The organism is Candidatus Pantoea floridensis (assembly GCF_900215435.1).
In the GTDB taxonomy this organism is placed as follows: domain Bacteria; phylum Pseudomonadota; class Gammaproteobacteria; order Enterobacterales; family Enterobacteriaceae; genus Pantoea; species Pantoea floridensis.
This window is the reverse complement of record NZ_OCMY01000001.1, coordinates 3566220-3577615: the sequence shown is the minus strand read 5'-3', so window position 1 is coordinate 3577615 and position 11396 is coordinate 3566220. Positions and strand designations below refer to the sequence as shown.

Below are 11396 nucleotides of genomic sequence, written 5' to 3'. Positions count from 1 at the left end.
TTAATTTTTTACATTCGCGGCAACAACGCTATCGTCGATAAAATACACACTTTGCCGCTTATTGCCGAATTAGCTGGCGCTAGTCGTATAATTGGCGGCATTTCTGTTGCTATTTATTGGCATTAATAAAAAATTCAAAAAAATATTTATGTGATTTTCCTGCCCACCGATGAATGGAGTATGCGCAACAACAGACGCATATTTCTCAGCAGCAGTTCTTAAAATTAACTTTATAAAGGAATTCGATCATGGCCCAGGTCATTAATACCAACTCACTGAGCTTGATGGCTCAAAACAACCTGAACAAATCACAGACTTCTCTGGGTACTGCTATCGAGCGTCTCTCTTCAGGTATGCGTATCAACAGCGCGAAAGATGATGCCGCTGGCCTTGCCATCTCTAACCGCTTCACCTCTTCTATCCGTGGCCTGACTCAGGCTGGTCGTAACGCCAACGACGGCATCTCACTGGCGCAGACCACTGAAGGCGCGCTGAACGAAGTGACCGAAAACTTGCAGCGTATCCGTGAACTGACCGTACAGGCGAAAAACGGCACCAACTCTTCTGATGACCGCGCGTCAATCCAGAAAGAGATTACTGCCCGTCTGGACGAAATCAAGCGTATCTCTGAAACCACCAACTTCAACGGCGTTAACGTGCTGGACGGTTCTAAAGATGCACTGACCATTCAGATCGGCGACAAAGATGGCCAGACCATCAACATCGACCTGACCAAAATGGATCTGGAAACCCTGAACCTGGACGACTTCGACGCTGAGTTCGCTAAGCTGCAGTCTTCTGCGGTGAAAGGTTCACAGTTCAAGGCGGCGGGCGATCTTAACGCAAATGGCTCTGAAATCGATGTCGGTGCAAAAACTCCTTATAAAATTGTTGCAGGTGATATTGATACAATCGCTGGTAAAGCGGGTATTGCTAATGGTAAAGGGGAAATCAGAACGGTTACCGAAGGTACAACTACACGCATCTTTGCGGTAGATAAAGATAGCGGTAAAGCGTATGAGATGAAGCTTACTACTACTCCAGGGACGGATCCTCTTGTCGATCCTGTAGAATTAGCAGATGCGTCAGTAATTAGTGAGCTGAATGAACTGGATTCAGACGTGCTGGTCAATGGCCCAAGCACCCTGACCAGCCTGAGCAACGTGAAAAAAGGTGACGACCTGGTTGAAGCAGGCGGCAAGAAATTCAAGCTGGATGCGGCGATGCTGAACCAGATTTCCAATGATGCATTTGGCTCAGACGCGAAAGCCAGCGGCATTAAAATCGTTGCTGATGATAAAAACCCGGGTACTTACTACGCAGTTAATAAAGATGGTGACGTGCATCAGTTCACCATGGACGATACCGGTGCAGCGACTGTAGACACCAACTTAGCGCGTGCGGCTGATGCTCAGGCAGTGCAAGTTGCGGCGAACGATTCTCTGCTGGAAACCCTGGACGGCGCACTGACTAAAGTGACCAACTTCCAGGCGGATCTGGGTGCGATTCAGAACCGTTTCAGCTCTATCATCGCTAACCTGAACACCACCGTGATCAACACCACTGAAGCACGTTCACGTATTCAGGATGCAGACTTCTCTGTTGAAGTTTCAGCAATGAGCCGTTCTAACATCCTGCAGCAGGCCGGTGTTTCCGTACTGTCCCAGGCTAACCAGGTTCCACAGAACGTACTGAGCCTGCTGCGTTAATAATAAAATAACGCTGTACACCTCACATTAAGTTGCACTTACATGCATCTTTTGCCCTCCCGTCGCGGAGGGCTTTTTTTTGCGCGCTGATTATGGGATTTTGCTGGTGCGCATGAATGCGCCCCTACGAAACAACCGTGACTGATATTACTGCGCGCTGCCTGGTGCGCATTAATGCGCACCCTACGAAACAACCGTGACTGATATTACTGCGCGCTGCCTGGTGCGCATGAATGCGCACCCTACGAAACAACCGTGGCTGATATTACTGCGCACCCTACGAAATGCCCATGCCTGATACGGCGGTGCAACCGGCGATAACGATAATGACTGCAGGAGCACGACCTGATGGCGCAATGCATTGCGCGATAAATCGCGCCGCTACAGAAGGTGCGGTGATGTAAAATGGCGCCTAACTGCACGGCTTTACGCCATTGATGTGCGACCAGGACATAAGCGCACCCATCCCCCGCACGAAACCTTTCATTGATTAAAGGAAAACGGCTATTGGACGAATTGCGCCCATAAAAAAACCCTCCGCTGGAGGGTTTTTAATGCAACACGCGCGCAAACCTATTTAGCGCTGGCCATGGTCTTTAGCCGTTGGTGCGCTGCAGCAGCGTATTCGCCGAGGAATACACCTCCTCAATCAGCACACTGTTATTCTGCAGCGGCGTATCGCCCTGCGCCTGCATAATGGCATCGGTAATCAGTGCGCGCAGCTCTTTCGAAGAGCGGGCGCAGCGCTGCGCCAGATTGCGTGCTTCCACGGCAAAAATGCTCTCTTCCTGATGCAGTGAGTAACTGTAAGCCCGGCTGGCAAGTTGCACCAGCGCGCCGGAACTGTCTGCAATCACCGAGGCGGCTTCCTGCAACCCCTGCAGCGTCTGCACAATGCCGGCAACGCTGTCGGCCAGCATCGCCACTCGATTGGCGTTGGCCTCCGGTGTTTGTAGCAGGCTTTCATTCTGCTGGCCAACGCGGATCGCCGCGCGCGCCATAACGGCCATCTGCTCGCCAATCTCCTGCATCAGCGGTGGCAGCTGGGCGCTTTGATCGCGCACCGCCGGCACCTCATGGCGCAGCAGGGTCGGCAACTCATCATTCATACGCGCCAGATGCAAATTGAGGCTGCGCAGCAGCGTTAAGGTCGAGACTAATACCATCACCGCCAGCGGCCACGGCTTGTGCAGCGGGATGTCGGGCCGCTCGCCAAGGCGACGCGTCGGCACATCGATGGCTAGCATCCACGGCGTTTCAACGATCGGCTGCACAATCAGCGTGTGCTCACCACTGGCACTGCGAAAAGTGGTGTGGCGCAGCGCCTCACCGCTTTGCGCCAGCAGCGAACGTAAGGGAATCGCCATCGGCAAATCACCTTCACTGAGTGAGTGCTGACCTGCGGCGCCTGCGGCATCGCCTACAATGCGGCCGGTATCTTCAACAATCCAGATACGACCGCCGAGACGATCGCTCAACTCACGCACCAGCGCATTAAAGAAGTGGCGTTCGCTACCGGAAACATCATCCAGCAAGCCATTGCCCGCCAGCGGCTTATCCAGCGTGTAACTTCTCAGTGTCACCACGCTCTCGGTCACAGAGCGCTGCTGGGCCTCAACGCGATCGAGTTGGCCGCGCAGTTGCTCGGCTAACTCATCGACCTGGGAGCGCAGCCGCTCACCTTCAGACTTAATAAAGCGCGGAATAATCCCCGCCTGAACTAACACCAGCAACGTAATAAGGATAACAACCAGGATAAGTGCAAAGATCATGGAATCAATACCTGTAATACCACGGCAGCAGGACGCCGCCAGCCTGGGCCTATTTTATTACGGCTGGTGGCGGAAGCCTCGGCTAAATAGCGGATTCAAAGGGTTGATAAGCGCGCAATATTGATGCGTCAGAAGGGATAATGTGATGAAACAAGCATTTCAGAGTATTAATCCGCTAAAGCGTCCATAAATAATAACGTAAATCATAATCGGACCCGTTAAAACTCCATTAGAATTCCGCACCATTTTTGCCAACTCATTAGCGGTGAAAGAGTTTTTAGCATTGATAATGTCCAGGCAAATAGCGGGCCTCAGCGGAAAGGGAGTTATGAGAAACCATTAATTAATATTAATGACATTTCTGGTAAAAAATGCGTAAGTACTGATATAATCGCGGCCGCAAATCAACTCGGACTTTTCCGATTTGTTAGTCAGTAGTGGATGGGAAGTTTGCGCATATTCATGCCACAGTGCGCGAAGCCAGTGTCTATAGTTAGTAGCAGGTAGGTGCAGCCGGGTGAGTTTTATCGCAGCCAATTCTGAGTGGTCTTTGGCTGCTATCAGCGCCCGCGTTAATGTTATTAAATGCCCCTGACGCTTAATGAAAGGGGCGTCATGTTTGATTAGCAGGTGATTAATAATATTAATTGTGCCAATTCATACCCCCCATGCTGGTTGAAAAAAACAGGCTTTGGGCTTAAAAAACTGGCACCTTTTCATACGCCCCTGAAACTGGCGAAGTTGTGAACGTTAATAAAAACAATTATTAGATTGTTCCCTCTAAAAACACAGAAGAATCAATTATCTATGTTGAATCACATTGCGATCGGATCGTCAATGACGCTGGATGTACAGACGCGAACGCTGACACGGCTGTCCGACGGGGAAAGTGTTAATCTACCGGCCAGCGCCAGCCTCTGTTTACAGGCGCTGGTTGAGGCGGAAGGTGAAGTGTTATCTCAGGAGCAGCTGATGGATATCGGCTGGCGCAGTTCGGGAGTAGAAGTCACTGATAACAGTGTGCGGGTGATGATCAACAAGCTACGGCGTGCCCTACACACCCTGGCGTCACAGCAGGAGATTTCTCTGTTAGCCGTCACCCGCAGCGGTTACCGTCTGCTGATCCATGAACCCCAGGCAACACCCGCGCCTCCTTACGCTACCGATGCTCCTCCGCAACCCACTCGTGCACCGCAGGTCACGCTTTCAGAAGCGTTGCCACTTGCCGCAGTCCAGCCGAAACCCCGCAACCGGCGGTGGCTCAGATGGAGTGCGGCAGGCTGCTGCGGCGTGATACTCGGTTTGATCGTCGCCTATACGCTGTACGGTCAGTTTATGGCCCGGCTGGATCACATCCAGTTCGTGCCCTGGAGTGGTCCCGGCGTGCCTGCCGATACGCAGGTATTCGTGCCCCAGGATCGTCAGGATCAGCAGGCGCTGATTGAGGCAACCCTTAGCACTTATGAGAATCATGTCATTAGCAAACGCCCGTTAGAAAAACCGGCGAAAGTGCTGTATATCACGCTGGGGGCCAGCCCATCGACGCATCATCAGGGCCTGATTGCCTGCCAGCAACCCTTCCAGGACGCAGAGAATGACTGTGAATCGTTCTATTTTAAAATTTATTAACCTGCCGATGATGCTGCTGTTTATTGGCGGCTTCGCGGCGGCGATTGGTGGTTTTGTCATCCACACGATGTACACCTCACCGCTGAAATCGCAGTGCGTAATGCCGGTGTCGTTTTATGACATCAAGCAAGGCAAAGACGTGGCGCTGCTGCGCGGCAGCTACCGCAGCTACCGCGACAGCATTAGCCGTGGGCATGTCACCTTTGTCGGTAGCCTGTCGCGTTTCAGCGACGGGCAGCGCGTAGGACAGCCGGTGACGGTGAATCGTGAATTGCGTTTTGAGGGCAGCATCACCCACAACCTGCTGCAGATGACCATTACCGGCCATAACCGCCGTATTGGCGACCAGAGCAGCGATGACGATGTCTCAACCTACGTCTTCCCGGCGCTGCATAATGGTGAAAGTGGTACCACTTCGCTCTATTTATTGGATGGCAAGGTGATGGCGACGGGCGTCGAAACGGTGGCGCGTATTGCCTGCATGAATTGAGGCTGGCGCGGCGATTAAAACAGCGCGAGCACTAACTCTGCCAGCGTATCGAATCCCCGCTCCATCAGACGTTCAAAGAAAGGTGCCAGCGTTTGCGCCAGCAGGAACAGCGCCACCATACCGATGCTGAGCGTGAGCGGGAAGCCGATAACAAAAATGGAGAGCTGCGGCGTCAGGCGATTCAGCAGCGCCAGAATAAAGTTAATGCACAGCAGCAGCGCGATGATCGGCAGGCCGAGCATTAATCCCTGGCTGAAAACCATCCCGGCGCTTTTCACCACGTAAAGCAGGCCGCCGCTGTGCAGCGGCGTTGCATCTACCGGCAGCGCATGAAAGGTTTCCGCCACGAAGGCCAGCAGCCATAAATGGCCGTTAAAGGTGAGAAACAGCAGCGTAACCAGAACGTTGAGGAAGCGTGAAATGACCGGGCTGTTGCCGCTGCTGGGGTCAAAAAAGGTCGCGAAAGAGAGGCCCATCTGCATGCCGATGATCTCCCCTGCCAATCGTACCGCGGCAAACAGCAGCTGCATGGTCAGCCCGAGCGCCGCGCCAATCAGCAGCTGCTTTGCCATCACGCCAACGCCGCTCCACGAGTAAATGCCAATGCCGGCATCCGGAATGCTGGAACCCAGCAGCAGCGCAATCAATAAGGCTAAACAGAGCCGCAATCGCGCGCTCACGCTGCGCTCGCCAAACACCGGCGCCACCTGCAGCACCGCGCCAATGCGCACCATAATCAGGAAATAGTGGCTCATCCAGGCGTAGAGCTGCTCGAGCGGGATTCCGAACGCCATTAGCCAATCACAAAGGGAATGCTGGTAAATACCGTACGGGCATATTCAATAAAGATCTTCATCATCCACGGTCCTAATACCACCGCGATACCAACAATCATCAGGATTTTGGGGATGAAGGTCATGGTCATTTCATTAATCTGCGTGGCGGCTTGCAGGATACTGATAATCAAACCGGTTACCAGGGCGGCCAGCAGCAGCGGCGCGGAGATCATTAATCCCACTTTGATCGCCTGCATGCCCATCGCCATTACGCTTTCGGGAGTCATTTCCGTGTCCTTAGCTAAAGAAGCTTTGCGCCAGTGAACCGATGATCAGCTGCCAGCCGTCAACCAGCACAAACAGCATCAACTTAAACGGCAGCGCGATTGTCGTGGGCGGCACCATCATCATACCGAGCGCCATCAGGATACTGGCCACCACTAAATCGATGATCAGGAACGGAATAAAGATGGTGAAGCCAATCTGGAAGGCAGTTTTCAGTTCGCTGGTGACAAAAGCGGGCACCAGAATACTGAGCGGCACCTCTTCAGGCGTGGCGATGTTCTCTTTTTTGGCGATAGTGGCAAACATCGCCAGGTCACGTTCACGCGTCTGATCCAGCATAAATCCGCGCAGCGGTTTCACCCCTTCAGTCAGCGCCTCTTCCATGGAAATCGCATTGCTCTGCAGCGGCAGCCAGGCTTTGTCATAGATTTGGTTGAACACCGGCGACATCACAAAGAAAGTGAGAAACAGCGCCAGACCGACAATCACCTGATTCGGCGGCGCCGTGGGCGTGCCGAGCGCATTACGCAGCAGGCCGAACACGATAACGATGCGGGTGAAACCGGTCATCATCAGCAACACGCCGGGGATAAAGGTAAAGCCACTCAACAGCACCAGCGTTTGCACCGGCAGTGACCAGCCCTCTTCGCCCGTTGGACGTGCGAGAGTGATATCGCTGTTGGCCGCCAGCGCGCTGACGACGGGCAATAGTAGCCCGGTGGCCAGCAACAGCAGCTGACCGGATTGACGACGTTTCATTAGCGGTTTTCCTTGCGGTATTTCTGCAGGAAAGATTCCAGCATGTGCGGAAAGGTGTTGCCGGCCGGTGGCGTAGCAGCAGGTTCGGTTTCCGGGCGCGGTTGCGTGTTCAGGCAGGCGATCTGCGTGGCCGTGACGCCCAGCACCAGACGCTGATCGCCGACATCCACCAGCACCAGGCGTTCACGGTTGCCGAGCGACTTGGTCGCCACCAGCGTCATTACATTTTGGGTGTCGTGTAAGCGACGGGAAAGACCGCTTCGCCGCACAATCCAGGCCAGGATCACCATGGCGAGAATAATCAGCGCCAGCGCACCGGTCACCGTCATCAGTACAGAGTCGGTCGCCAATACGTCGCTGGCAGGTGCAGCCTGGACAAGCGGGGCAGCGGTATTCATTAGCGGCTCAAACGATGCATGCGTTCAGAAGGCGTAATAATATCGGTGATACGGATACCGAATTTATCGGAGACCACTACCACTTCGCCCTGCGCAATTAAATAACCATTAATCAGAATATCCAGCGGCTCACCGGCCAGACCATCCAGCGAGACCACCGAACCCTGGCTTAAACGCAGCAGTTCTTTAATGGTCATCTTGGTACGGCCCAATTCCACGGTCATTTTTACCGGAATATCGAGGATCAGATTCATGTCATCTGAAAACGGAGAGCTCGCCATGTGTTCGCTTATTCCCGCCGAGTGTTGCTCGCTCAGTGCGTCACCCCAAAGGTTGTCGATACTCTCTTCACCGCCTGACGAGTTGTTCATATCACTCATAGGGAAATTAGTCCTTAGTTAATGATGATAATGCTGGCTGAACCATCTGTTCGACCTTTAGAGCATATTGATTATTTACGGAGCCATATTTCGCTTTCAGCACCGGCACGTTGCCGACGCTGGCTTCAATAAGCTCTTGTTTGTCGAAGGCAATGACATCACCTTTCTTCATTTGCATCACATTCGAAAGCCGCGTTTCCACACCCGCAAAGCTGGCAACCAGCTCCAGCTGGGTTTCACGCATCTGACTGGCAAGTAATCCGCGCCAGTTAGCATCTTCATAACGTGAGTTATCCATCGGCGGATTACTCAGCAATTCACGTAAAGGCTCAATCGAACTGAAAGGAATACAGATATTAAATTCGCCACGATGTGAACCAATTTCCACCGAGAACGGTGTGGTCACCACCACATCATTGGGTGACGAGGTGATATTGGTAAACTTCACCTGAATTTCAGAGCGAATGTATTCCGTTTTAATTTTATAGATGGTGCTCCAGGCGAATTCATAAGCTTCACGCGCCATTGACAGCATGCGATGAATAACGCGCTGTTCGGTCGGGGTAAATTCCCGCCCGTCGGCCTTGGTGGGGAAACGGCCATCGCCACCAAACAGATTGTCCACCGCCATAAACACCAGCCCTGGCGAAAACGCCATCAGCGAGGTGCCGCGCAGCGGATTCAGATGCAGCAGATTCAGGTTGGTTGGCACCGGCAGGTTACGGGCAAACTCATGGTATGGCTGAATCTGAATATTGCCCGCAGTGATATCCGGGCTACGGCGCAGTAAATTAAACAGTCCCATACGGAACTGTCGGGCAAAGCGTTCATTAATTATTTCTAGCGAATGAAGTCGTTCACGAATTACCCGGCGTTGCGTATGCGGATCGTAGGGTTTAATGCCCCCGTCCACTTCGCCACCGGCATTTTCGTTGCTGCTACTGCTACCGCTATCGGCATTAAGCAGCTGATCAATTTCATCCTGTGATAAGAAGCTATCCACCATAATATTTACCGCAGAATAAATTCATTAATTAAAATATCGGTAGGTTTCACCGCCAGGTTTTTACCGATGGGCTTTGCCATCTCTTCTTTCAAACTTGCAATCAGCTGCGTCTTGCCTTCATCGGTGGATAACGCTTCATAGGTCTGCTGGGTTAATAACATAAACAGACGACTGCGATATTCCGGCAAATATTTTTCCAGCAGCAGCAGCGATGGCTGATCGGCCACGCGCACCGATATGCCAATAAATAACACGCGATCGGCTTCATTGCTGGTTGGCTTAAGGCTGACGGTAAAGGTATTCAGCGATAAATAAAGCGGATTAATTTCTACCGCCGGCTGGACGACTTCTGCCTGCTCAGCCTCTTCCGTCACCGGTTTAGCTGACTTCATTTGCCAGAATAAATATCCCGCCGCGCTACAGGCGGCGACGGAAATTAGCAACAACAGGGGAACCAGCAGCGAGCGTGATTTTCCACCCTGCGTGGCATTTTGCTTTTTCTTACTCATTGATTGTTAGCTCTAAAATAAAGAAAGACGGTTCACAGCCCTGTCATTCGCATGGCCGGTATTGTAGTCCAGGTTATCCGCTGAATAATCAGGCGATAAAATTTCATACATGAAGCTATTTCAGCACTTCAGGCAAAGGTATTGATTCCGTGGATATTTCCCGCGGTTTGGTTGATCACAACAGGCGAAGTTTCTTCTTCTACGCTGTTTTCATCCCCCTGCTGCGGTGCCGGATGCTGATTTTCTGACGATTCGCCCTGCGCACCTGCGCCGGCATAGGGGTTATCAGCGCTGACGCTCGCCTGCGAAAGCTGCAATCCTGATTCCGCCATGGCGGCACGCAGCTGCGGCATCGCCTGCTCCAGAGCATGACGTACCTGCGCATGTTCACTGACGATATGAATCTGCGCCTGCTCCTGATGCAAACGCAGGCTGATTTGTAACGAGCCCAGCTCTTCAGGATGAAGACGAATTTCGGCGTTGTGCACGCCGTTACGGCTGAACATCACAATCTGCTGGCTAACTGCCTGCTTCCATTCGGGTGTTTGCGGCGCATAAGGCACGGTAGCGACGGCGCTGATGCTAACGTTGTTACGGACAGGCGCGGATACGGGAGCCGCCACTGCGGCTACCACGCTGGCTTCATTGCCAGGCAGCGTCTCGCTGTGCTGTGGCGCGGCACTGCTGCTGGCGATCATAGAAGCCAGAGAAGGCTCTTTGCCCGGTCCGGGTGTCTTCGTCTCGGTAGCGGCGGCTTTTGCCAATGCGCCAAACGCTTCGGTTAACGGCGCGGGGTCTTTTGCGGCCTTCACGGTGATGCCATTATCCGCTGCCGAGGCAACGTTGTGGCTCACCAGCTGCTGAAGCTGCCATTGTGGATTGCCCGGCACCAGCGTTTCGAGCAGCGCCAGCGGGTCTGCTTCCCGCTCAGCCTGCTCCACCAGCGTCTCGCCCTGTTGCGGTACGAGGCTGTCCAGCGCGGCGGCGAGATCGCTGGGCAACGCGTCACTCAGTTCTACTGGCAACACGGCTGCTTCGAGCTCGGGCATCAGATCGGCAAGGGCCACATCGCCAGGCAATAGCATCGCTGGCCCCGTCGGCAACGCGGTGTGCACCAGGCCCAGGTTCTGCAGCTTATCGTCCAGGGCGACAGCAAAGTCCGCGCCGGTAAATTTCCCTTTCGCTGGCAGCAGATCTGCACCGCCGCTGAGCAGTGCAGTAACGTCAATATTCATAGTCTCTCTCGTTTCTGTCCGGCCCGTTGGGCGAACTCATCCATCAACTTCTGTTCCTGCCGTGTTTCCACCTGAGCACGCGCGGTTTCACGTCGCACAATCAAGGTTTCAAACGCGTTCAAGCGCTGTTTGTCATGCACCCAGCTGGCCTTTGCTTGATCCACCGCCTTTTCACAGCGGTTAACGTGGGTAGCGTGCTGCTTCACCACCTGGTTAAGGGATAAAACAAAGGATTGGTGATTCACCAGATCGGCCATCGACATGCCGCGCTCCATCATTCCCTGGCGCAGCGAGTGCTGATACTCCCGCTCATAGTGCTGTAACTGCTCATGCTGCTGAACCGCATCCTGCAAGCGCTGCTGCACGCCACCCAACGCGCGAGTGGTATCCGTCAGCTTCTCTTCTGCCATATCCCGCAGCAGGGTCATCGGGTTTTTTACCTTCATCA

Annotated in this window: 13 protein-coding genes; 3 read left to right on the top strand and 10 right to left on the bottom strand. The window is 53.3% G+C overall.

The window, feature by feature from the left end; genetic code table 11:
• Positions 1-248: 248 nt before the first annotated feature.
• Positions 249-1709, top strand: a complete 1461-nt coding sequence (locus tag CRO19_RS16635) for a flagellin N-terminal helical domain-containing protein (RefSeq protein ID WP_097096820.1) — start codon at positions 249-251, stop codon at positions 1707-1709.
• A gap of 596 nt (positions 1710-2305) precedes the next feature.
• Here CRO19_RS16635 and CRO19_RS16630 read toward each other — a convergent pair.
• On the bottom strand, positions 2306-3481 hold the full coding sequence (locus CRO19_RS16630; protein ID WP_097096819.1) for a chemotaxis protein: 1176 nt from the start codon (positions 3479-3481) through the stop codon (positions 2306-2308).
• An 807-nt stretch (positions 3482-4288) separates the two neighbouring features.
• On the opposite strand from CRO19_RS16630, the gene CRO19_RS16625 reads away from it, so the two are divergent.
• Both CRO19_RS16625 and CRO19_RS16620 read left to right on the top strand, forming a co-directional pair.
• Positions 4289-5110 carry a winged helix-turn-helix domain-containing protein gene (locus CRO19_RS16625; RefSeq protein ID WP_097096818.1) on the top strand — a complete coding sequence of 274 codons (822 nt, stop codon included), beginning with the start codon at positions 4289-4291 and terminating at the stop codon, positions 5108-5110.
• On the top strand, positions 5076-5600 hold the full coding sequence (locus tag CRO19_RS16620) for a hypothetical protein (RefSeq protein WP_097096817.1): 525 nt from the start codon (positions 5076-5078) through the stop codon (positions 5598-5600). The genes CRO19_RS16625 and CRO19_RS16620 overlap by 35 nt, the downstream gene beginning before the upstream one ends.
• 14 nt (positions 5601-5614) lie before the next feature.
• Here the strand turns inward: CRO19_RS16620 and fliR are convergent, their stop codons facing one another.
• From fliR to fliJ, 9 genes are all read right to left on the bottom strand, one after another.
• Entirely contained in the window at positions 5615-6394 is a 780-nt protein-coding gene (fliR, locus tag CRO19_RS16615; protein ID WP_097096816.1) for a flagellar biosynthetic protein FliR, read from the bottom strand.
• On the bottom strand, positions 6394-6663 hold the full coding sequence (gene fliQ / locus CRO19_RS16610) for a flagellar biosynthesis protein FliQ (RefSeq protein ID WP_097096815.1): 270 nt from the start codon (positions 6661-6663) through the stop codon (positions 6394-6396). The genes fliR and fliQ overlap by 1 nt, the downstream gene beginning before the upstream one ends.
• Before the next feature lie 10 nt (positions 6664-6673).
• A complete protein-coding gene (fliP, locus tag CRO19_RS16605) occupies positions 6674-7420 on the bottom strand; it encodes a flagellar type III secretion system pore protein FliP (RefSeq protein WP_097096814.1) in 747 nt (248 codons plus the stop codon).
• Positions 7420-7818 carry a flagellar biosynthetic protein FliO gene (gene fliO, locus CRO19_RS16600; RefSeq protein ID WP_097096813.1) on the bottom strand — a complete coding sequence of 133 codons (399 nt, stop codon included), beginning with the start codon at positions 7816-7818 and terminating at the stop codon, positions 7420-7422. The genes fliP and fliO overlap by 1 nt, the downstream gene beginning before the upstream one ends.
• Complete coding sequence (gene fliN, locus CRO19_RS16595) at positions 7818-8198, bottom strand: flagellar motor switch protein FliN (protein ID WP_097096812.1); 381 nt, start codon at positions 8196-8198, stop codon at positions 7818-7820. The genes fliO and fliN overlap by 1 nt, the downstream gene beginning before the upstream one ends.
• Positions 8199-8205: 7 nt before the next feature.
• Positions 8206-9204 carry a flagellar motor switch protein FliM gene (gene fliM, locus CRO19_RS16590; protein WP_097096811.1) on the bottom strand — a complete coding sequence of 333 codons (999 nt, stop codon included), beginning with the start codon at positions 9202-9204 and terminating at the stop codon, positions 8206-8208.
• Positions 9205-9209: 5 nt separating this feature from the next.
• Entirely contained in the window at positions 9210-9713 is a 504-nt protein-coding gene (locus CRO19_RS16585) for a flagellar basal body-associated FliL family protein (RefSeq protein WP_097096810.1), read from the bottom strand.
• A 128-nt stretch (positions 9714-9841) separates the two neighbouring features.
• On the bottom strand, positions 9842-10948 hold the full coding sequence (locus CRO19_RS16580; RefSeq protein WP_097096809.1) for a flagellar hook-length control protein FliK: 1107 nt from the start codon (positions 10946-10948) through the stop codon (positions 9842-9844).
• On the bottom strand, positions 10945-11394 hold the full coding sequence (gene fliJ, locus CRO19_RS16575) for a flagellar export protein FliJ (protein ID WP_097096808.1): 450 nt from the start codon (positions 11392-11394) through the stop codon (positions 10945-10947). The genes CRO19_RS16580 and fliJ overlap by 4 nt, the downstream gene beginning before the upstream one ends.
• Positions 11395-11396 lie beyond the last annotated feature (2 nt).